The organism is Microbacterium azadirachtae (assembly GCF_000956545.1).
In the GTDB taxonomy this organism is placed as follows: Bacteria; Actinomycetota; Actinomycetes; order Actinomycetales; family Microbacteriaceae; genus Microbacterium; species Microbacterium azadirachtae.
Genome location: NZ_JYIT01000072.1, coordinates 26,589 through 48,508, shown reverse-complemented (window position 1 = coordinate 48,508; position 21,920 = coordinate 26,589). Strand labels below are relative to the sequence as shown.

Genomic DNA, 21,920 nt, shown 5'->3' with positions numbered 1-21,920 from the left:
AGCGATGCCGCCGGGGCGATCGGAGGGGGCAGGATGGCGCTGCGCATCGTGGACGGGCAGAAGCCGGGCATACGCCGGATCCGGCGCGGACGGGGGTTCGAGTACCGGGACGCCCGAGGCCGGCACCTCGACGACGCGCGCACGCTCGAGCGGATCAGGGCGCTCGCGATCCCGCCGGCGTGGGAGGACGTGTGGATCTGCCCGCACCCGGACGGCCACCTCCAGGCCACCGGCGTCGACGCCGCAGGGCGCACGCAGTACCGGTATCACCCGGAATGGGCGCGTCGGGCTGCGGAGGCGAAGTTCGACCGCGCCCTGGACCTCGCGCGGGCGCTGCCGGCGGCACGCCGCTCGGTCACCCGCGACCTGCGCGCCGGCGGGATGTCACGCGCGACCGTCCTCGCCGCCGGCTTCCGGATGCTCGACGTGGCGCTGCTCCGGGTCGGCTCCGAGGAGTACGCCGAGCGGCACGGCAGCGTCGGGCTGTGCACGCTGCGCGCACGCCATGTCGCCGTCGACGGAGAGACGGTGCGGTTGAGGTTCCGTGGCAAGAGCAGCGTCCCGTGGCAGACGGAGCTCGAGGATCCCGACCTCGCCGCGGTTCTGGATCAGCTCCGCCGACGCGGTTCGCGGACCCGGCTGCTGGCATGGCGGGAGGACGGCCCCTGGCATCCAGTGCGTCCGGCGGACATCAACGAGGACGTCCGCGCCCGCACCGGCGGCGACTTCACCGCCAAGGACTTCCGCACGATCCATGCGACGGTCATCGCCGCGCGCAGCCTCGCGCGCTCGGGTGCCGCCGAGACCGCGGCCGCCGGACGACGCGCCGTGCGCCTCGCCGTCGAGGAGACGGCGCTCGCGCTCGGGAACACGCCGGCTGTGGCGCGCGGAAGCTACATCGACCCTCGGCTGTTCGAGCGCTACGCGCAGGGGCTGACCGTGAATCCGAACGGCCGCAGCGTCGAGCAGCAGCTGATCGAGCTGCTGCCCTGACGCATCCGCGGCCGACGGGGCGCGGATGCGTCGGGCGGCGGTCTCACGCGAGGTCGTTGTAGGACTCGCCCTCGGGCGGTGTCGTCTCGCCGTTCACGGTGCCGCGCCACGCGCCGGTCGCCGTCCCCCGGTTCTCGATGAACTCCTTGAACCGGTGCAGGTCCCGTTCCGCCGCGTGCTCGTCGAGCGCGAGCGTGGACCCGACCCGCTCCAGGAAGCCCTCGGGCTTCCAGGTCAGCGTGAGGTCGACGCGCGTTCCGACGGGTCCGCTGGTGAACGCCACCTGGCCGGAATGCACCTTCTCGCCCGAGCTCTCCCAGCGGATCAGGGAATCCGGGATCTGCTCGGTAGTCGTCGCCTCGAAGGTCCGCTTCACTCCGCCGATCTCCGTGTCCCAGCGCGTGCGGACGTCATCGAGCTGCTCGACGTGGCGTACCGCCTCCATGAACTGCGGGAACTCCTCGAACTGGGTCCACTGGTCGTACGCGCGGTGCACGGGGACATTGACGTCGACGGAAGCGTTGACTGTGGTGCTCATGGCTCCTCCTTCGGTTGGAGGGGGCCGCGCTACGCGCGATCCGCAGCACCGCCGCCGGGGTTCCGCATCGCGCTCGTATCGGCTATCGTCGCGCGTCCGCCACCGTCTGGCCCCGCTCGAACGAGGCCGAGTACACCGTCTCCGCCTCTTCGAGCACGCGCGGAGCGAGCACGGCGACGGGGATCGCGTCCGCCAGCAGGGGCTCCGCGTCGGGCCCTCTCCCGACCTCGTCGCCGGTGAGGATCCAGGCCACGCGGCCCTCCCCTTCGCGCTCGAGATGCCGGTACTTCACCAGCTGCCGGGAGACCCACTGCTCGACCGGGCGCGTCCACCACTGCTCGGGCGTGAGCGGGCTCGCCGACAGTCCGGGGAGCGTCAGGCCGCTCTCTCCGTCCATGCTGCGGCCGCCGACGTCGGCGCGCGGGTCCTCGCTGTATCGCACGTAGAGCGGCTCCACGGTCTCGGCGAGATGCACGACCTCGCGCAGCGCTCCGTACACCGGAAGCCCGTCATCCTGTGCCCTGCCCACGGTCTCGGCGATCACCATCGGGGTCTCCTCTGCGTCGGGTGCGGTACCGGGCCCCAGCCTGACGCCTGTGCGCGCCGCCGTCACCGGGATTGACAAACGCCGCCGCGGTCCTCCCGCGTTCCTCAGTCGCGGTGCGGATCGCGCTCGGCCTCGCGGAGGATGCTCGCGACCATGCCGCTGAAGATGATGCCGTGGAACGGCAGCAGCATCGCCCAGTAGAGGCGCCCGGCGAGACCCTTGGGGAAGAACACCGCGCGCTGGCGATACAGGCTGCCGCCGCCGTCCGGGCGCACGCTCAGCTCAAGCCATCCGCGCCCCGGCATCCGCATCTCCGCACGCAGTCGCAGGGACCGTCCTCGTGTGATCGACTCGACCCGCCAGACGTCGACCACGTCACCGGTGTTCAGGCGGGAGGGGTGCCGACGCCCCCGCGTCATCCCCACGCCGCCGGAGAGACGATCGATCCAGCCGCGCGCGGCCCAGGCGAGCGGCGCGGAATGCCATCCGCTCTCCCCTCCGATCGATTCGATGACCCGCCACACCGCTGCGGGCGATGCCGCACTGTGCCGCTCGCGCTCATCGGTGAATACGACCTGCCCCGCCCATTCCGGATCGCTCGGCAGCGGGTCGCTCGGCGCGCCTGCGACGGTCGCGTTCTGCCAGCTCGTCTCCACCTCGCCGGCGCGTTCGCGGCGCAGGGCCAGTCGCACCGCCACCCGGTACGGAAGCAGCCCTCCCTCGGGCGGCGGGATGTAGCGATCGATGTCGTGCTCGTGCGCCACGCAGTCGTTCTGCAACGACGCGATGATCGGCACGGCGAGCGCCCGCGGCACGGGCGTGACGAGGTTCACCCACTGCGACGCGAGCCAGGGCGTCAGCACGGGCAGCGCCGCGATCGGCCGCTGGTGGAGCCCCGCCTCGACGGCGTAGCCGTTCATCATCTGCCCGTAGCGCAGCACGTCGGGGCCGCCGATGTCGAAGGTGCGATTGAGGACATCGGGAAGACCCGCCGCCTGCACGAGGTAGCGCAGCACGTCGCGCACGGCGATCGGCTGCACCCGGTTGCGCACCCAGCGCGGCGCGGGCATGTACGGCAGCACCTCGGTGAGGTGGCGGATCATCTCGAACGAGGCGGACCCGGATCCGATCACGATCCCCGCCTGGAAGACGATCGCCGGAACCGGCGAGTCGAGGAGGATGCGGCCCACCGCAGCGCGCGACGCGAGGTGCGACGAGAGGCGTCCCTCGGCGGGATGCAGTCCGCCGAGGTACACGAGACGCCGGACCCCGGCTTCGGCGGCGGCCGCCGCGAAGATCTCGGCCTGCCTGCGCTCGGTGTCTTCGAACCGGCCGCCCGCGCTCATCGAGTGCACGAGGTAATAGGCGATCTCCGCGCCCTCCATCGCGGCGCGCACCCCGTCTCCGGTGGAGAGGTCCGCCGTGACGACGCGCACACGGTCCCGCCAGGGGACGTCGGTGAGCTTCCACGCGGAGCGCACCAGACAGGTCACCTCGTAGCCCGCATCGAGCAGCTGCGGAACCAGGCGTCCGCCGATGTACCCGGTCGCGCCCGTGACGACGACTCTCGTCATTCGATCAGCTCCCCTAAGCGTTTGTCTAACCAGGTTAGCCAAAATCGACTCGACATGGCGCACCTCGCTCCGGAGAACCGGATCCCCCGGATGGGCGGCCGGATCCGCTCGATCGCGCACCCAGACGGATCCGGTCCGCTCATGCGCGCGATGCCCGAGTGTTCACTCGCACGTTGTTGTCCGCATCCCCTCGGCGTGGTTGCATCGGTCTTCATGACCGATGAAACACATCTGCACCGCCACGCCGCCGCTCCCGAACCCCGCTGGTGCTCGTGCGCGGTTCCCGACGAGGCCGCACAGGAGCACCGCTCCGGACTGAATCGACGAGGATTCCTCACGGGCGTCACCGCGGCGAGCGCCCTCGCCGCCGCGGGCTGGGTCGCCACCCCGGAGAAGGCGTCGGCCGCGGCCGGCGGCGTCGGCAAGTCCGTGACCATCACGATCATGGGCACGTCCGACATCCACTCGCACGCCGTGAACTGGGACTACTACAAGGACGCGGCGTACACCGACAAGGCCGGCAACGTCGTCGGCCTCTCCCGGGTCTCGAGCGTCGTGAACCAGATCCGCGCCGACCGCGGTCGCGAGCGCACGCTCCTCTTCGACGCGGGCGACACCATCCAGGGCACGCCGCTGGGCTTCTACTACGCCACGGTCGACCCGATCACCCAGACCGGCGCCACCCACCCGATGGCCGCGCAGATGAACGCGCTCGGCTACGACGCCGTCGCCCTCGGCAACCACGAGTTCAACTACGGCCTCGACTTCCTCGACACCTGGATCTCGCAGATGGATGCGCCCGTGCTCGGGGCCAACGCCGTGCGCGCCGGCACGACCGTGCCCGCCTACACGCCGTACACGATCAAGACGATGAAGATCCCGGGCTACAAGCCGATCAAGGTCGGCGTGCTCGGCCTCACCAACCCCGGCATCGTCATCTGGGACAAGGCGCACGTGAGCGGCACGCTCGAGGTGCTGGACATCGTCGAGACCGCCAAGCGCTGGGTCCCGGTCATCCGCGACCAGGGCGTCGACCTCGTCGTCGTGAGCGTGCACTCCGGCGACAGCGGCACGTCTTCCTACGGCACGGATCTCCCGAACGAGAACGCCGCGGGAATCCTCGCCGAACAAGTGCCTGGTATCGACGCGATCCTGTTCGGCCACGCGCACAAGGACATCCCGCAGCGCTTCGTGACGAACGCGCAGACCGGCCAGCAGGTGGTGCTCAGCGAGCCGATGTGCTGGGGGCAGCGCCTCAGCGTGTTCGACATCGAGCTGCAGCAGGTCAAGGGCAAGTGGACGGTCGTGTCGCGCAAGTCCACGAACCTCAACACGAACACCGTGCAGGACGATCCGGCCATGGTCGCGCTCGTCCAGGCGCAGCACGACGCGGTCGTGACGTACGTCAACAAGCCGGTGGCCACCTCGACCGAGGAGCTCTCCGCCGCGGAGTCCTGCTGGAAGGACACCGCGATCCTCGACTACGTCAACGCGGTGCAGGTCGACACGGTGTCCAAGGCGATCGCCGGCACGGCGGAGGCGTCGCTGCCCGTCGTCTCCATCGCCGCCCCCTTCAACCGCCAGGCGACGTTCCCTGCGGGCGAGGTCACGATCCGCGACGTGGCAGGGCTGTACATCTACGACAACACCCTCATGGCGTCCGTGCTGACCGGCGCTCAGATCAAGGACTACCTGGAGTACTCGGCGAAGTACTTCCAGCAGGTCGCGCCGGGCGCCCCGGTGGATCCGGCGAGCTGGACGAATGCGCTCAACACCCCGGACTACAACTACGACCAGTTCTCCGGCGTGACCTACGACGTCGACATCGCGCAGCCGCAGGGCTCGCGGATCCAGAACCTGTCGTGGCAGGGCGCGCCGGTCGACCCCGCGCAGAAGTTCGTGGTCGCGGTCAACAACTACCGCCAGTCCGGCGGCGGCGGATTCCCGCACATCGCCACCGCGCCGGTCGTCTACAACGCCCAGGTCGCCATCCGCGAGGCCATCGTCGCCTACGCGTCGGCCGCCGGGACGATCGACCCGGCCGATTTCCACGTCGTGAACTGGAAGCTGACCCGCAACGGCGTGTCCGTCTTCTGATCCGGCACGACGACGCCCCTCCGCGCTTCGCGGAGGGGCGTCGTCATTTCGCTACTTCACGGTCGGCGGCGCGGGGATCGCATACCCGGAGGGGGCGATGTTGGCGTCGAGCGACTTCTTCCATGCGCCCGAGGAGATGTACTCCTTGAGGGCCGCCCGCACCTGGTCGGCCCGGTTGTCGCCCTTTTTCAGCCCGATCCCGTACATCTCGTCGGTGAAGCCCTTGCCGATCACCCGCAGCACGCCCTTGTATTCGGGGACGGCGGCGAAGCCGGCGAGGATCAGGTCGTCCGTCGAGACCGCGTCGACGGTGCCGGCTGCGAGATCGCGCACGCACTCCGACCACGACGGCACTTTCACCACGGTGATCTTCCCCTCGTAGTGGGAGGTGAGGTAGTCGATCGACGTGGTGCCCGCCGCCGCACACACCTTCTTGCCGTCCAGGGTCTCCGGCCCGGTGATGGTGTCGTCGTTGCGGCGGATCAGGAGATCCTGATGGGCCTCGAAGTACGGGCCCACGAAGGCGATCTCCTTCTCGCGCTCCGCGGTGATCGAGAACGTCGAGACGACGAGGTCGACCTTGCCCGAGGTCAGCGAGCTCACCCGCTCGTCCTGGTCGATGCGCTGCCAGGTGATGTTCTTCGTCGGCACGCCGAGCTTCCCGGCGACGTAGTTGGCGGTGTCCACGTCGAATCCCGCGTAGCCGGCCTCCGTCTTGAGGCTGACGCCGGGGAGGTCGTCCGCGATCCCGATCGTGAGGGTCGCGGATCCGGTCGCCGTGTTGTCGCCGGTGCTGCTCGGAGGCGTGGCCGAGCAACCGGCGACGAGCACGGTTCCTGCGGCGAGGGCGGCCGCGACGAGCGCGAGACGGCGCATGTCACCGTCCCCCTTCATCCTTGCCCGTATCGCCGGGCGGGTTCTTGTCCGGCTCCTCGAGGTTGTCCCACTCGTGCATCCCGATCTCGACCGGGCCGAGATCGATGCCCTCGTCCCGATGGTGCGGGTCCTTGTGCTCCTCATCCCGCTCGTGCACGTCGAACTGCACGGTGCCGATGGCTGCGATCGACTCGGTGCGCGGTCCCGCCGGCTGCGGCGGGTAGCGCAGGCCCGTGTCCGTCCACTTGCTGAGCATGCGCCCCTCGGTGTGCGCGGACACGCGGCCCTTCACGATCAGCCATCCCAGCTCGAAGATGACGAGAAGCACCGGGATGCCGACGACCACGACGACGAAGCCCGTCTTGTGCCAGAAGTACGGGGACGCCTGCCAGCCCGAGATCGCCATGCCCACGATCACGAACACGAGGAACGCGAGGCCCAGATAGCTCGTCCACGGCGTGCCCGGTGCACGGAACGTGCTCGCAGGCAGCACTCCCCTGTCGCTGAGCCTGCGCAGCCGCAACTGGCAGACGAAGATCGTGCCCCAGGTGAACACGACCGCGATGGAGGCGGCCTCGAGCGCGATCTCGAAGGCGTCGGGGCTGACGGCGTTGAGGATCGACCCGAAGACGTAGACGACCGCGGTCATCACGATGCCCGCCCACGGCACTCCGGACCGGCTCATCTTGAGCGTGAAGCCCGGCGCCTGCTTCGCCATGCCGAGGCTGCGCAGCACCCTGCCCGTCGTGTACAGACCGGAATTGAGCGACGACATCGCGGCCACGATGAGGATCGCCTGGATGACGTTGGCCATCCAGGGCATCCCCATCCGGCCGAACACCGTCACGAACGGGCTGATGCCGGGCGTGAACTCGCTGGTCGGCAGGATGCACACGAGCAGCAGCAGGGCACCGCAGTAGAAGACGGCGATGCGGACGATGACCGCGTTGACCGCCTTGGGCACCTCGCGCTTGGGGTCCTCCATCTCGCCGGCCGCGATGCCGACCATCTCGATCGCCGCGTACGCGAACACCACGCCCGACATCACGATGATCGGGCCGTACCAGGCGAACCCGCCGCCGGTCGGCCAGAATCCGCCCGGATTGGACCAGAGGTTCTGGACGCCTGCACGGTGTCCGCCGACGTCGAAGCTGAATGCGACGACGATCACGCCGACGACGAGGAACACGATGATCGCCGCGACCTTGAGGACCGAGGCCCAGAACTCGAACTCGCCGAAGGCCTTCGCCGACAGCAGGTTGACCACCAGCACCACCGCGAGCGCGATGAGCACCGTGGCCCACGTCGGCATCTGCGGCCACCAGTACTGGATGTAGAGGCCGACGGCACTGAGCTCCGCGATGCCGGTGAGAGCCCAGTTCGTCCAGTACATCCAGCCGGTGTAGTAGGCCGCCTTCTCGCCGAAGAACTCGCGCATCCATGACACGAACGCCCCGGAGGTCGTCCGGTACAGCACGAGCTCGCCGAGGGCGCGCATGAGGAAGTACGCGATCACGCCCACGAAGGCGTAACTGAGCACGAGAGCGGGTCCGTTGCTGTGCAACCGGGACGCGGATCCGAGGAACAGGCCCGTGCCGATCGCGCCGCCGATCGCGATCATCTGCACCTGGCGCCGGTTCAGGCTCTTCTTGTAGCCCGCCTGCTCCGCATCGTGCTCGGCGCCGTGGTCCGGACCGCGTGTGAGGTCCGTGGTTTCCGTCTGCGACATGTGTTCCCCCTTGTCGTTCGCCGGTGGCGCCGTGAGCGGGTCGCGGAACGACTCGGTACATCAGCGCTGACGTGGTACAGAGGATGGCACGGTTTCTGGACTGAGGGCAACGGACGGCGGCGCGCCGCCCCGTAGACTCGCCGCAGCGATCACGGCGGCATCGAACCGCGACGCGAGGAGAGGTGGGCGATGGACGTGCTGCAGGAGTGGGCGGCGACGCGCGCCGAGGAGCTTCCCGGCGTCACCGTCGACCAGCCGTTCGGCCCCGAGGTCGACGTCTACCGGGTCCGCGAGCGGATGTTCATGGCGCTGTCCCCCATGGGACGGACGTCGGTGACCCTCAAGGCGGCGCCGGAGGACGCCGAGGCCCTGCGCGAGACGTTCCCGGCGATCATCCCCGGCTATCACATGAACAAGCGGCACTGGATCACCCTCCGCTCCGACGGGAGCCTCGAGCAGGACCTCGTCCGGGAGCTCGTCACGGAGGCGTACCGGCTGGTCGTGGCGAAGCTCCCCCGCGCGCAGCGTCCGGTGGATCCGGAGCTCTTCGGCCGCCTCTGAGCGCGCGGAACGACGACGCCGTTTGGCGTCCTCGATGTCGCGTTCTGCACGCGAATCACCGCGGGCTCGCGCGACGCCGCACGGACAGCGGGATGCCCCGTCGATCGATCGCGATATTCCGCGCGAACCCGCGTCATAGAACCTCCCTCGACGTGTCTCCTGTGGTGTGAGCATTGAGTACGACGCCGAGACCCGCGTCGAGTCCCCGGTCCTGACGTCCGAGCTGGACGAGGGCATCCAGCGCGCCCTGTCGCGAGGGAGGACGTTCGCCGCCAGCCTGCCGACCCACGCGTGGATGACGCTCAATCAGATCGCGGATGCGGAACGCATGTCCGTGGAGGGGCTGCTCGCGCGCGGCGCGGGCCAGGGTCTGCTGCACCGCTGGAGGACGCGGCGCGCGCTGAACCACCTGCTGTCGCGGGGGTACCTGCGGCGCGACGGCGAGCACGTGATCCCGACGGTGGCCGGCATCGGCGCGATCCGCCCGTACATGTCGATGGATCCCACCAGCTCGGCGTTTCCGGCCCTGCGGGAGCGGCGACGCCAGGAGCTCGCCGCCGAGCGGACCGGCGCCGGCGCGCGCGAAGGCTCCCGCGCGGACGGAGCCCGGCGGTGACCCCGGAGGAGCAGGCGTTCGCCGCCTTCGCCCACGCCGTCGATGCGATCTACTTCGGACTCGGGGTCCTCAGCGCGGGGATGTGCGTGGTCGCCGTGATCCTGGTGATCCTCTCGCTGCGAAGGGACCATGCCACCCTGCTCAGCGCCGGAGCCATCTGCTGGCTCTCCGCGACGATCCTCGGCCTCGTGTGGATCGGGCAGGGCCTGTGGCCCCTGGCGGTGCTGCAGGCGGGGTCCGTTCCCGCAGTGGTGACCGTCGAGCTCGCCCGGCGACGCTTTCTCGGATACCTCACTTCCCGCCGCATGAGCCGAAGCACCGCGTCGCAGACGGACGTCGTTGCGGCGGGATGACGTTCAGCGCGCCCCGACGGGCTCCTGCGGCGTCCGAAGACCACGCGCGATGAGGAAGATCGCGAACCACAGCTCGAACGCGAACACAGGAAGCGCCGCCCCGCCTGCGATGGGTCCATTGAGGGGGATGACACCCCACAGCTGACACAGGTTGCTGATCAGCACGAGGCCCCCTCCCCCGACGCCGAGCGCGGCGAGCGCGCGCGGCACCGCGCGCGAATCCCAGAGGAGCCAGCCGAGGACGCTCGTGTTGACGCTGATCACGAGCCCCTGCCCGAGCAGGAACGACGCCGTGTGCATCGCCGACGCGAGCTCCGCCACGGGTCCCGATGTCTCGTGCGACCACATCATCGCGAGCATCGGCAACGCGCCGGCGAGGATGACCGCCGCTTCCACCGCGCGAAGGGCGGCGAACGTCGCTGCGCGGACAGGCCCGGACGCCCGCAGCAGGTTCCACAGGAGCACCCCGGTTCCGGCGCAGCCGATCGCGAGCCCGAACTCGAGAGTGACGCCTGCGGCAACGAATCCCGCTCCGTACGCCACGACGGCGAGGACGGACGTCGCGTGGGTCACGAGATAGAGGATGCCTGCGGCACGGGCGTGCTGCCGGGCCACGTGAGAGGCGGATGCCCGATGGTCGTTTCGGTATACGGCGTAAGCTTGCATGAGGTCATCGTAGGTATACTATGTATACGTGTCAACCCGATCCTCTCGACCGCAGCGCACACGTCTTGATCGCGACCTCATCGTCGACGTGGCGATCACCCTTGCAGACGCGCACGGGCTGGATCGAGCGAGCATGCGCGGGGTCGCGGAGCACCTGAACGTCACACCCATGGCGCTCTACAAGCACGTCGCCCATCACTCCGAGCTCATCGACCACATGCTCGACCGGGTGATCGGCAGCATTCCCGACGTCCGCTCCGGCGCGGACTGGCGGGAATCGACCCGGGCTCGCGTCTTCGCGGCGCGGAGCATCTTCGCCGCGCACGCATGGGCCCGCGAAGCCATCGAGTCCCGCCCTCTGGCCACCCCGCAGACGCTCCACCACATGGACGCGCTGATGGCCGGGATGTTCGAAGGCGGGCTCTCGGCCGACCTCGTGCACCACACCATGCACGCGCTCTCCACGCGCATGTGGGGGTTCACCCGCGACGTGCTGCCGACACCGCAGCTGCCCGAGGATCCTGAGCAGCGAGCCCGGGCGATGACCGACTTCGCGGCCTCCTACCCCGCGATCGTGCACATGGCCACGGCGTCTCCTCATGCCGGCGAAGCGTGCGACGACGACGCCGAGTTCGCGTTCGCGCTGGATCTCATCCTCGACGGCACGCAACGCCTGCACGAGAGCGGATGGACTCGCGAGGCGCCGTTCTGAGCGCGCGGAGGCGGCAGAAGTGCGAGGGAGACGCGCCCCGTCGCGCCGACAGCAGGGTCACCGGCACCCCACGGGCATAGGGTGAGGCCGATGAACGAGATCGAGCGCGAGCCTTCGGACCTCGGTGCGCATGTCACCACCGTGCTGACCGAGGCGCGCTCCGACGAGCAGGAGCGCTGAGATGAGCATACGGATGGACAACATGGGCATCGTCGTCGAGGATCTCTCGACGGTCATCGATTTCTTCGCCGCGCTCGGCCTCGAGCTCGAAGGCCGCGCCATGGCCGAGGGCGAGTGGGCCGGGCGCGTGACCGGCCTCGGCGACCAGCGCGTCGAGGTCGCCATGATGCGGACCCCCGACGGTCACGGCCGCCTCGAGCTGTCGCGGTTCCTCGCGCCGGAGATCGTCGCCGACCACCGCAACGCTCCCGTCAACGCGCTTGGCTACCTCCGCGTCATGTTCGAGGTCGACGATCTCGACGAGACCCTTGCCAGGATCGAAGCCCACGGCGCCCGCCTCGTGAGCGATGAGGTCGTGCAGTACGAGGACATCTACCGGCTCTGCTACATCCGCGGCCCCGAGGACATCCTGGTCGGACTCGCGCAGAGCCTTCGCTGAAGCGCGGAGGTCATGCCCGCAGGAAGGCGAGCACGACTGCGCTGGATCCGCGCCGCGATATCCAGACACCGCCGGGAACGACAGAGGCCCGGATCACTGATCTTCCTCAGTGTTTCCGGGCCTTCTCTGTTGGCTGGCGCAATCGACCTCTGTTCGAACCATTGGCGAACAGGGCTCAGCCTCGAGGAACTTAGGGACCTCGCCCAGGCCGGCAACAGAGACATCGAACCTATTGTTCGAACGATCTACCGTCCGCATCCGCTACCTGAGCGCCTCGGGCCGCGGAAGGTCGCTGACATCGTCCGCCGCTACCAGGAGGGCGAGAGCGCCCGATCGCTCGCCGAAAAGTACAAGGTCGCACCGTCAGCGGTCACACGTCTACTACGCGAGAACAACGTCGTGGTGAAGAAGCGCACCGTCACCGAGGCGGAGGCTCGGCGGATCGCGAAGGAGTATGAAGCCGGTGCCACGATGCGCGACATCGAGAAGAATCACGGTCTGTCTCACGGCGCGGTATCTCGCACGCTTCACCGGGTCGGCGTTGAGATGCGGGCAAGCGCGCCGCGGAGGAAGGCCGTGTGACGGACTCACAGAGTTACGCCATTGCAGTCCGAGACAGCCCGAACATCTCTCCGGAGGCACCGTTCGGCGCGATCCGACAGGATGAGGTCATGACGTTCAGAACCTATGACGCGAGCAACATGAATCGCTTCCGCCTCGTAGATGCGCAGCTTGAGGGTCTGACAACCAACTCGTGGGGTATCGAGCTCGTCCTGCGCGCGCTTGCAGGAAGCCGTGCGGCAATACTTCCCACCGCCGACGGCAAGGAGATCGACCACGCGCAGTACTTGGCGTACTGGCACGGGCTGCATTTCCTGATCGTCGCTCGACTCGGCTGGCGCGATCCAGGCCGTGGACTGCGCGCCTGGCGCGACCAAGGCCGCCCGCCAGGCGATACAACGCTCGACTTCATCGCGTCGGTATGGGGCCAAGATCAAACCCTCGACGCCTACATCGCTTGGGCAACGATCAACCACGCGAACTTCGCCTACGGCAACGGCCGCCCCTCCGAGCCGCCATCCGAGGCATGGATGCGATGGGCACGTCAAGTTCAGGATCGTCCGGGTCTTGAGCTGCTCGACGGTGGCAGCAATCCTCCGCATCTGGGCAGCGCCGAGGACGAGTCCGATTCAATCCACGATGACGAGCCCGGAGCGCTGACGATCGTGGACTCAACCCGTCGCCGTGCTATCTACCTCAGCGGGCGGCACGGGTTCTACGAGGACTTGCGGACTCGGTGGAAGGAACTGCCCGATGTCGCGCCGAACAATTGGCGAGTCGAGGTCTTCAACCGCCGGTTGGGCTACCTCGGTGAGTATCGCTTGTCGCGGACCACCGGTCGGCTGCACGTCGGGAAGCACTCGGTCCACATGCTCGGGAACTAACGCGGCCCCGCAATACGAAGTGTCTGCGCTCTTCGAAGGCCTGATAGCGCCTGGGCCTAATTTCGGTTGAGTCCGTGCCGACGACTGTCGAGCGCCACCTTGAAATGACTCTCCGATGCGTCGATGGCGGACGTCGGCGTCGATGGGTCGAAGACGCGCAGGAGTGAATAGCGGAACGTCGATGGATCGAGGCCGCGGAGCTCGACGTTGCCACCATGGCCGTTAGTCGCGTAGATGCTCCATCGCTGACGGATGTTCTCTTCGCCATCCGCTTTGCCGACGTAGTGGCGCCCGTCGCGTGTGTCCGTGATCAGGTAGATGCCAACCACGGATGAGAGCGCTGTGCGCCACGAAGCGTAGCGGTGCTCGCGCATCACTGCCTGGAGCTGTGCATAGTCGAGAACAAGCCGATCGAAGCCGGGGAACGGCACAGGCTCGGCATCGGCGATGCCCATCACCGGGTAGCTCGCCGCCGTGGCCGCTCGCATCCACCAGGTGCGCGGTGACCGCCAGCCGATGACGAGGCGCCCGCGCAAATCAGCCAAGTGCTCGGAGACGACCATGTCGAACACACGTCGCACACCATCGTTCGCGATCTCGCCGCGGTTCTCGACTACCGACCAGAGTCGGGCCTGGTCGCCGCCCTCACGAATGAAGACGACCCAGAAGCGCGGCGGATCGGCCGGGAAGCGCCTCGGGTTCACGGACTGATTCCGCGTGTACTCGAGGATCTCGGCGTCCGTAGAGTCTGCGTGGATGCCCTGCGGTCCGCTGTCCTCGTGCTCGCGGACGTAGGCGTGACGGATCACGAGCGCGTCCGAGAAATCGATACCCGTATCGAGCACGATCGGACCGAGTGTCAATGCCATCAACCGCGCCTTTCCATGCCGCTCCTAAGCACCCCAACAGTCGTAGCTCGGCCCGTCCGATGCTGGCGGCGCGACCGGCTTCTGAATCCTGACGCTAACCGGCACGGGGAAGTCAACACCCATCAAGATGGCCTCGCCCGGTACCAGCCCGGGAAGAAGCTTGGTCGCTGAGTGATCCAGCTCCGCTGCTGCCTGCTCAACCCGCTGCCGGTCGCGGCCATCCGCGAGCCGATGAACGATCGTCATCCCGACCTGGCTGAGGACCCCGGCAGGCAAGTCGCTCGGCCGCTGGGTTGCGACGCAGACCGTCAGCCCGTATTTGCGTCCCTCCTTGGCGATTGCGTCGAAGGCATTTAGGTGCGTGCTGGCAAACTCGTCACCGACTGTGACATCGAAGAACTGATGCGCCTCATCTACGGCGACGACAACAGGCATCGCTCCGTACGCGCCTTCTCGTGCCCAAGTAAGAAGCGTCTGCCCAAGGATATTGACGACGATCTCGCGCAGGTGGTTGGCGAAAGTTAGGTTCTTCAGCGAGATGCGGAGAACATGCTGGTCGTGGTCGTGTATCCACTTCCAGATCTCCTCGATGACGTTGACGACGCCAGCGGGAGGGTCAATCACGTCCATGATCTCTGGCGTCTGAAGGAGATCACTGATGCGACTAACGAGCGACGAGACATACCCGAGAGAGTTCTGATCGACATCGCCGAACTTGCTCGAGTTGTTCTTATCGGTACCCCAGATGCATTCGTTCTGAACCTGGGCGGCGAGCAACCGGATGTTGAACGGCGAGTTCGCACCTTCAACGGCCCCAATGTAGGTGTTACAAGCAGATTGATGGACCGCGATGGTGCCGTTCCGCTTCACAACCTCGCCCGATGACTGCACGACACGCTGATGAGCCGGCGTAGCGCCGGCATCTGCTGTGATCGCGTGCGCCAGCCTGAGCGACCGGACAGCTTCCCGGAGCTTGGGCAGCTGGGAGCCGCTTGATGGATTCAGGAATGCATTCCGGTCCGATTCCCGCATCATGAAGTGCGGGATACCAACTACGGTCGTTCCGTCAGGTTCATCTGCAGCGGAGCTGAACGCTAGATGCGTCGCTCGCTCGGCGAGGGTTCGGAACTCACCTGTGGCGTCGATGAGGATCATCTTGCCCCGCAGGGCAGCGACGCTTTCAGCCAGGTGTCCGACGGTCCAGCTCTTTCCAGATCCCGTGGCCCCGACAACCGCGAGGTGCCTACCGAACAGGCGCGACAATGGGACGGCGACAGGGACCGACTCATCAACGGACAAGCGGCCGAGAGGCAGTGTTGCAGTGTCGGAACTGGATGCGGCGCCGATAACGGCCAGGATTGCTTCGGAACTCGCGGCGTAGACCGCATCTCCCACCTTCGGGTACCTCGCGATGCCACGAGTCGTCGCGCCGCTGAGCTCGAGCGTCGAGAGGAGTTGCACTCGTCCTTCGATCGGAACCTTCTTGTCGCCTTCTGCGGACACGTCATCGGCCCGCCCGAGCGCTGTGCCAACTTGTAGCAGCCGTCCGAATGCCGCGACTCCTCCGACATCGATGACCACGAACTCGCCGACCTCGCCTCGACCGAGGTACTCCCCAAAGTGCGCCCGAGGCAGCTTGTTCGCAGCCGAAAGGGCAATATCGGCGAAGGACCCTTCGACCTGAAAGACATGCCCGATCCGACGTTCTGGACCGAACGGGTGCAGCTCCATCATGCGCGTGAGTTGCCGTCGAGCGACACGCGGTCTGCGTGTGCGTCTCGCTCATCGCGAGCGGGCATGTCGGGAAGGAACCTCACCAGGTCGTCGTACGTTCCGTTTAGCAGGCTAAGACGTCGGTCGCCTCGCTCGATAAGCGCCTCAATCCACCCGAGTGTCTTGGATCGAGTCGCGTCGCGCGCGCCGGGGGTCACCACCACGGCGCGAAGACCAATGTTGCTGCGAAGTGCGGCTTCGATCGGCGCGACGAGGTGCTCGTCGTTGAACCCAAAGCCGACAACGATCAAGCCGACATCGGGCTGACGAAGCGCGATCTGGAAGCGCGACATGAACTCCAGATACGGCTGCTGGTAGGACATCTGGTACTTCGCCGACGACGGATAGATGAGTACCGGACTCGTTGGCTTCGCGAACCCCGGAACCTTCCGAACGCCACCGTCCGTGGCGTCCCAGTCGACAGATCCATGCAGCTTGAGCAAGTGGAAGACGCTCGGCTCAAGCGCGAGCGGTTCGTGCGGCCGTCGACGAACGTAGTCCAGATCAAACGATCCGCCGTCGAAGTCCTGTCCGCCATAGCCAAACCCGTCAATGACGTTGAACCGCGCACGACGTGCGGCGAGTTCAAAGGCCAGGTCATAGTTCGTTGAGAACAGCTGCGTTCGTTGCAGTCGCGTTGATCTGCGTGCAACCTTCCGCAGGAGCAGTTCGTGACTTTCGACCTGTGAATGGTCGTCAATGAAACTGCAGCTCTTCCAGACGACGTCTTCGGCCTCGCGGACGAAGTCGGCGAGAGCGGTATCGCGGGGATTGAGGACTAGGCGCGCCTGCGCGTCGGAGAGAATGTGCTCAAAGTTCTGCCCTTGAACGAGCTCGTCGCTCAGTTGAGCCTTGATGGCTGTGTAAGAGCCGAGCTTTTCAACTTCGGCCCAAAGGTCCGACATCTTCGGAGCAAGCTTGTCCGTGACACGTTCGTTAACGATTCCAAGTGAGGTGCCCAGTCCCGCAAGCACGACAAGGTTCTCGGCGTTGGTGATTAACGAAAGCTCTTCGCGAAAAGCCCGTGAAGCGACATCCTGGGCGGAAATCGCATCCAGGTCAGTCAACTCGGCGCCGTCAAGCGACTGCCATGCCCCCTTGGTGTAGCCGCCAATCACCTCAATGCTGTGCGTCATGCATCCTCTTTCCCCAGCCTCCATCGGCCACATCGCGCCCCCGCGCCCGAAACATCGTCACAGCGCTGCCGCACTCCGTGCAGCCACCGGCGCCCTCGACGCGGCAATCTCATACAACTCGACCGGAAGCCCTGAACCCAACAAGAAGGCAGCGTCGTCAATGCCTGCTTCACCGAGCACCTCCTTGGCGCGCGGCAGCATCGACGGCATCTCTAGCGAGGAGATCCGTCCCGGTTCGGCCCGGCGCCAACCGTTCTGCGACATCCGGATCATCGCGTTCCGGTACGAGACATCACCCATGACTCCGAGCGCGCGGGCACGGTAGAGAAGCGCTGCCAGACTCACACCCCAGTACTCCTTGAGCTCAGCAAGCTGTGCCCACGCCTTGCCGGCCGTGGAGGCGGGAAGGAATGGAGCGATCTCCTCGGCCGGCATCAGGAACTCCGAAGCGAAGCGGTTGGCCTGATCCTCAGCGACCTTGCCGCCCGGCTCCGCGTCATGATGCATGATCAGGTGGCCAAGCTCGTGCGCGACGTCGAACCGCTGCCGGTAGTAGTCGTCCTTCACCGGGTTGAGCACGATAATCGGCCGCGTCGCCGAATGCAGCGAGTAGGCGTCGATCGCCGCCACACCTGGCTCACTGAACACCACCACGACACCGCATCGCTCCACGAGGCGAATCACATGTTGCACCGGGCCTGGCGCGATGCCGAAGAACTCACGCGCCTCTCGCGCAGCGTCTTCCGGTGTCATTGAGCGGGCGTCTGGATCGACGGGAAGATCCGGCAGTAACGCCTCCGGGAACTCGACTGCGTTCTCCAGCATGCCCGCGACCTCAGCAACGAATCGACCGTAGGCCTCCGCCTCGTCCTGCGCGATCTGGGGTGTCGAGCGCAGCGATCGGAAGTGTGGCTTGTTTACCCGAGGCGGTGCGCCGCCACCAAAGAACTGCGGTTCGACGCGGAGCGCTAGCGCCAACTTCGCCACGGTCGCCCGATTGGGCTGCTTGGCACCGCTCTCCCACGCTGTCACTGAGGCCGGTGACATCTCGATCAGCGACGCGAGGTGTGACTTCTTGAGGCCGGCCAGCTGCCGAGCCATGGTGAGGCGTTCACCGTTGAAGAACGAAGCTGCGGCGGCGAGCGTCTGGGACGGCCGACGCAGCTCAGCCATTCGCGGAGCCCGTCCCTTCGCCCATGCCCGACTTCTTGATCCGCACCGGCAGGTCCTCGACCTCGGTCGACGCGCCGCCACTCGGCATGGTCGGCGGAACCGACAGGCCCGTGCCGCCGATCGGAGTGCCTCCAGAGAGGAGCAGTCGCTTCCAGTGCCAGCAGGCGTCGTCCGGGTACTCGGGATTCTTGCTCTGCCCGATGTACAGCTCGAACTGCTTGGTGATCGGGTTGAACGCGTGCGCTGCGACCAGCGTCACCCCTTCGAACGCGTCATCATCAGGAATGCCCGCGATCGACTCGAGTCCATACTCCTCGTCGTCGAAGAGAGCGTTGTCGCGGATGAACTGCTGTGACGCCACCCGACGCTTCGCATCGCTGCGCTGCACCCACTTGATCTCGTCGATCTTCCCGAACGGATACGACTGCAGCAGCACCCGATAGCCCGCGATCGCCCAGCCAGGAGACTGCTTGTAGTCGCTTCGGGCGATGGCATCCGACCCGAGAATCGGCATCGAGCGGAACACCTCCGGTGTGATTCCGCGCTTGATGAAGTCATCACCGGTGCCGTCGACGTCGTCACCGAGCACGAACCGACCGTTCGAGGTTGCCCGGTCGACGAGGTCCTTGAAGTGCTTGTAGTTGAGGTAGCCGACGACACCCTGGTCGTGACCTTGGTCCTCGTCGTAGATCTGATCCGTTGCCGCGAACGCAGCAGGGGCAGCCCATTCCAGGACTTCGAGCAGGCCCGAGCCACGAAGGCTCTTGATGGCGTCATCTTCTGCGGTCACGGGACCAGACTACACGGTTGTCAGTATTTGATGCCGTAACTTTTACTCCTGGCGTGTCATGTTGGCCTCAGCGCGCCAGAACCGGCGTTACTTCGAGTGTCCGCGTCGTTCTCTGGCGCCCAGCAATCCCGCCTCCCGCGACTGGTGCAGCTCGAGCAAATGCGCCACGCGCTCAGCTGCTGACGCAAACCCCTTGCGTCGGTACAGCCAATCAACTCGTTTGTCTAGCTCGGCGTGTGCATCGCGCAACGCGCGAGGCATAGTCGCCTCGTCGTACAGCCACGCAAGCGTGCGGCCGTCACCGTGATCGGCGCGAGCCTTCAGCACCAGCTCCGCCAGATGTGCCAGTTCCTGGCTAGCCGAAGCTTCTACGTCGGGGAATACAAAATTGTTGTAGACGACGTCCTTGGAGTACCGGTAGTCGCTCTTGAGCCTGCCGCCGACTGTTCTCACCCAGTCCATGTGAATCTCGCTACTCAGCAGGGCAAAGTCAGTGAGGCTCGCGCCGACGACCACCAAACAACCGTCTGACGCGACGTGTCCTGGCTCGAAGAATGCCATCGGCACATAGCGACGGCGCTCCGAGGATGTCCTCGGGACGATCAGGAAAGGTGCGACAGGACGCTGCGTGATCTGCGCAAAAAGGTGTGGAGTCGAGGCGAGTTTCGGACGAGCGGAGTCCAGCCTGATCGCTCGCGTTGCGTCGACCCGACGAGCGATCTCAGGTATTGCCCGCCATGCCGCCTCCGGCACGCCGTCGAGCCAAAGGCAGAACCGATCAACGCCATTGATGAACTCGCGAGAGCCGTAGAACGGCAGGATGAATGGCTCTGCCTCTGGAGATTCTGAGAGCAGTGTGGCGCGCTCAGAAGACGACAGCAGCAGGTTGCCCTTGTCCGCTGCCATGTTGCCGAAGACCATCTCACGGCGCCCCGAGATCTGTGACTGCCTGTTGCCGACCGCATACTCAATGCCCGCCGTAAGGTAGGGACTGATCGTACGGACGGTCGTCTCGATCGGCTCTCCACGTCCTCGCGAATAGGAGAACAGTCGTTTCGGCGTCGCGTTGTCCGCCGAGTAGCCGATGATCACACAGTGCACTGCTGCCGCATCCGGCGACTCGTTGTCCCACTCAAACGTCTGGTGTGCGAAGTTGACATGCATGCCTGCGGCGTACAGCTCGCGCCAAATGATCGCGGGTTGCTCTCCTTGAGCGACGGAGTTGGTAGAGACCAGTGCGCACTTGATACTCGGGTTCTCACTCATCATTCGCGCTGCGAGCAGGTACCACCCCGCCACATAGTCAAGGAATCCTGCCTCCCGCACACCGTGTGCAACGGCTCGAAGCTCGGCCTTCTGCGCTGCGCTCATGGTGCGCGATCCGTTGAACGGCGGATTGCCGACGATGTACTTGAGTTCCGCTGCAGGGACGACGTCGTTCCAGTCAGTCGCGAGGGCGCTCCCCAGGTGAATCTTCGGGGCGATTCGGATCGGGAGCCGGTCTGGCGCGAGGCCGAAGTCCTCCGACATGCGCTGATTCGCAAGGTGGTCGACGAGAAGCATCGCAGTCTCCGCGATTCGTGCCGGCCACTCCTCGATCTCAATGCCGAAGAAGTGATCGAGCCTGACTTTGAGATCCCCGGTGACGTCGAACGAAAGCTGAGCGTAGTCCTTGCCCTTGTCGTGGAAATCCAGCTCGCGTTGACGAAGAAGAAGTTCAAGCTCCAATGCACGAAGCTCGCGGTACGCGACGATAAGGAAGTTGCCGCAGCCACATGCCGGGTCGAGCACTCGGATCTTACCGAGATCGTTGTGGAGGCGCGTCAGTTGGCCTCGGTCATCCCAAGCCCGGCTAAGCCGATCGCGAAGACCATCCATGAACAGCGGATTGATCGTTCGCAAGATGTTTGTCTCGGTCGTGTAATGCTCGCCACCGCCGCGGCGATCAGAGCGAGTCTTGACCGTCTGGAACATCGACCCGAAGACCGCTGGTGAAATCACCGACCAGTCAAACTCTCCAGCACTGATCAGCTCAGTGCGGAACGCCTCGGTGAGGGCACCCATCGTGAAGTCGTCGATAAACAGGCCGCCATTGACATAACGGAACTCACGGACTACCTCTGGCAGGTCAGCTGCACGCTGTTCATGACTGAGCGCATCAAACAGCGCATCGAGATCCTGCGCAAGCGTCCCCGCCGTAGTGTGCTCCACGAGGAATGCCTGGAACTGATCAGGCCGTCCTGGATGCTTCCACATCCCGGAATCATCTGCGAAGTACAGGAAGAGCAGACGGGCAAGCAGGAGTGTCGCATTGTGTTGGTCCCACCCGGACGATTCGAGCTCGGTGTATAGCGTGCTCATGAGACGGGCCGCCTGGGCAGCGGTTGTTTCGGCCTCGTAGTCGAACGCCCCGCGCATACGAGCGAGAAGATCGACCAGTGTGAGGTCCTCGTCAAAATCGATCGCAACGGCCTTCAGCTGGCGTACCAGCCGGGCATCATCGGTCCCAACACGGCGCTCATGCAGTACCAGCTTCGCGTTAGCGCCACCCATCTGCGCGCGCCGGGGCCACCGCCATGCCTGACTGTGCTCATCGGCAAAGATCACGAGCCGCTCGAGATTCTTGGCGCCGACCACCTGATCGATCTGTCGCTGGATGGTGCGCGCCGGGATCCCATCGTGAAACCAGACACGCAGGCCCTTGAATCCTGCGACCTGCCTCAGCGAGTGGGTGCCGTCGTCGACCTCGACCGTGAGATCCGCCTGATCCGGGTTGCTCCACCCCAGGTGGTCGACGAACAGGTCTCGGAACTGTCGACGATCGACGAGGTCCAGAAGCACGGCACTGTCCAC

Annotated in this window: 21 protein-coding genes; 9 read left to right on the top strand and 12 right to left on the bottom strand. The window is 66.1% G+C overall.

The window, feature by feature from the left end:
• Positions 1–33 precede the first annotated feature (33 nt).
• Positions 34–993, top strand: a complete 960-nt coding sequence (locus RL72_RS08155) for a DNA topoisomerase IB (RefSeq protein ID WP_045250325.1) — start codon at positions 34–36, stop codon at positions 991–993.
• A 43-nt stretch (positions 994–1,036) separates the two neighbouring features.
• Here RL72_RS08155 and RL72_RS08150 read toward each other — a convergent pair whose 3' ends face one another.
• The 3 genes from RL72_RS08150 to RL72_RS08140 all read right to left on the bottom strand — a co-directional run bounded on the left by RL72_RS08150 (position 1,037) and on the right by RL72_RS08140 (position 3,652).
• Entirely contained in the window at positions 1,037–1,531 is a 495-nt protein-coding gene (locus RL72_RS08150) for an SRPBCC family protein (protein WP_045250324.1), read from the bottom strand.
• A gap of 82 nt (positions 1,532–1,613) precedes the next feature.
• Positions 1,614–2,078, bottom strand: coding sequence for a DUF6098 family protein (locus RL72_RS08145; protein WP_045250323.1), 465 nt, complete (start codon positions 2,076–2,078; stop codon positions 1,614–1,616).
• A gap of 104 nt (positions 2,079–2,182) precedes the next feature.
• The gene (locus RL72_RS08140; RefSeq protein WP_052674264.1) at positions 2,183–3,652 is read right to left on the bottom strand and encodes an SDR family oxidoreductase; all 1,470 of its coding nucleotides are present in this window, start codon (positions 3,650–3,652) and stop codon (positions 2,183–2,185) included.
• Between the two features lie 213 nt (positions 3,653–3,865).
• Here RL72_RS08140 and RL72_RS08135 point away from each other — a divergent pair, with 213 nt between their 5' ends.
• Positions 3,866–5,749, top strand: a complete 1,884-nt coding sequence (locus tag RL72_RS08135) for a bifunctional metallophosphatase/5'-nucleotidase (RefSeq protein WP_082072258.1) — start codon at positions 3,866–3,868, stop codon at positions 5,747–5,749.
• A 51-nt stretch (positions 5,750–5,800) separates the two neighbouring features.
• Here the strand turns inward: RL72_RS08135 and RL72_RS08130 are convergent, their stop codons facing one another.
• Entirely contained in the window at positions 5,801–6,625 is an 825-nt protein-coding gene (locus tag RL72_RS08130) for a glutamate ABC transporter substrate-binding protein (RefSeq protein ID WP_052674263.1), read from the bottom strand.
• A gap of 1 nt (position 6,626) precedes the next feature.
• Positions 6,627–8,354, bottom strand: coding sequence for an amino acid permease (locus RL72_RS08125; protein ID WP_082072257.1), 1,728 nt, complete (start codon positions 8,352–8,354; stop codon positions 6,627–6,629).
• Between the two features lie 189 nt (positions 8,355–8,543).
• Between RL72_RS08125 and RL72_RS08120 the strand changes: the two genes are divergently transcribed.
• From RL72_RS08120 to RL72_RS08110, 3 genes are all read left to right on the top strand, one after another.
• Positions 8,544–8,915 (top strand): MmcQ/YjbR family DNA-binding protein, encoded by a 372-nt coding sequence (locus tag RL72_RS08120; protein WP_045250322.1) that lies wholly within the window; start codon positions 8,544–8,546, stop codon positions 8,913–8,915.
• Positions 8,916–9,081: 166 nt separating this feature from the next.
• Positions 9,082–9,531, top strand: a complete 450-nt coding sequence (locus tag RL72_RS08115) for a hypothetical protein (protein ID WP_045250321.1) — start codon at positions 9,082–9,084, stop codon at positions 9,529–9,531.
• Positions 9,528–9,884 (top strand): hypothetical protein, encoded by a 357-nt coding sequence (locus RL72_RS08110; RefSeq protein ID WP_045250320.1) that lies wholly within the window; start codon positions 9,528–9,530, stop codon positions 9,882–9,884. Before RL72_RS08115 ends, RL72_RS08110 begins: the two co-directional genes overlap by 4 nt.
• A 3-nt stretch (positions 9,885–9,887) precedes the next feature.
• Here RL72_RS08110 and RL72_RS08105 read toward each other — a convergent pair whose 3' ends face one another.
• Positions 9,888–10,457: a DUF4386 domain-containing protein gene (locus RL72_RS08105; RefSeq protein ID WP_248700420.1), complete on the bottom strand. Its 570-nt coding sequence runs from the start codon at positions 10,455–10,457 to the stop codon at positions 9,888–9,890.
• Positions 10,458–10,578: 121 nt separating this feature from the next.
• Between RL72_RS08105 and RL72_RS08100 the strand changes: the two genes are divergently transcribed.
• The 4 genes from RL72_RS08100 (at position 10,579) to RL72_RS08085 (ending at position 13,326) form a co-directional block, all read left to right on the top strand.
• On the top strand, positions 10,579–11,262 hold the full coding sequence (locus tag RL72_RS08100; protein ID WP_045250318.1) for a TetR/AcrR family transcriptional regulator: 684 nt from the start codon (positions 10,579–10,581) through the stop codon (positions 11,260–11,262).
• Positions 11,263–11,443: 181 nt separating this feature from the next.
• Positions 11,444–11,881, top strand: coding sequence for a VOC family protein (locus RL72_RS08095; protein ID WP_045250317.1), 438 nt, complete (start codon positions 11,444–11,446; stop codon positions 11,879–11,881).
• A gap of 129 nt (positions 11,882–12,010) precedes the next feature.
• Positions 12,011–12,463 (top strand): helix-turn-helix domain-containing protein, encoded by a 453-nt coding sequence (locus RL72_RS19795; RefSeq protein ID WP_156156741.1) that lies wholly within the window; start codon positions 12,011–12,013, stop codon positions 12,461–12,463.
• Between the two features lie 89 nt (positions 12,464–12,552).
• Complete coding sequence (locus tag RL72_RS08085) at positions 12,553–13,326, top strand: hypothetical protein (protein ID WP_156156740.1); 774 nt, start codon at positions 12,553–12,555, stop codon at positions 13,324–13,326.
• 56 nt (positions 13,327–13,382) lie between these two features.
• On the opposite strand, the gene RL72_RS08080 is transcribed toward RL72_RS08085, so the two are convergent.
• The 6 genes from RL72_RS08080 to RL72_RS08055 form a co-directional block, all read right to left on the bottom strand.
• Complete coding sequence (locus tag RL72_RS08080; protein WP_045250314.1) at positions 13,383–14,195, bottom strand: GIY-YIG nuclease family protein; 813 nt, start codon at positions 14,193–14,195, stop codon at positions 13,383–13,385.
• 24 nt (positions 14,196–14,219) lie between these two features.
• Complete coding sequence (locus RL72_RS08075; protein ID WP_045250313.1) at positions 14,220–15,929, bottom strand: ATP-binding protein; 1,710 nt, start codon at positions 15,927–15,929, stop codon at positions 14,220–14,222.
• On the bottom strand, positions 15,926–17,104 hold the full coding sequence (locus RL72_RS08070) for an SIR2 family protein (RefSeq protein WP_052674261.1): 1,179 nt from the start codon (positions 17,102–17,104) through the stop codon (positions 15,926–15,928). Before RL72_RS08070 ends, RL72_RS08075 begins: the two co-directional genes overlap by 4 nt.
• A 57-nt stretch (positions 17,105–17,161) precedes the next feature.
• A complete protein-coding gene (locus RL72_RS08065) occupies positions 17,162–18,277 on the bottom strand; it encodes an XRE family transcriptional regulator (protein ID WP_045250312.1) in 1,116 nt (371 codons plus the stop codon).
• Positions 18,270–19,067, bottom strand: a complete 798-nt coding sequence (locus tag RL72_RS08060) for a hypothetical protein (RefSeq protein ID WP_045250311.1) — start codon at positions 19,065–19,067, stop codon at positions 18,270–18,272. The genes RL72_RS08065 and RL72_RS08060 overlap by 8 nt, the downstream gene beginning before the upstream one ends.
• An 87-nt stretch (positions 19,068–19,154) precedes the next feature.
• Positions 19,155–21,920 (bottom strand): class I SAM-dependent DNA methyltransferase, encoded by a 2,766-nt coding sequence (locus RL72_RS08055; RefSeq protein WP_052674260.1) that lies wholly within the window; start codon positions 21,918–21,920, stop codon positions 19,155–19,157.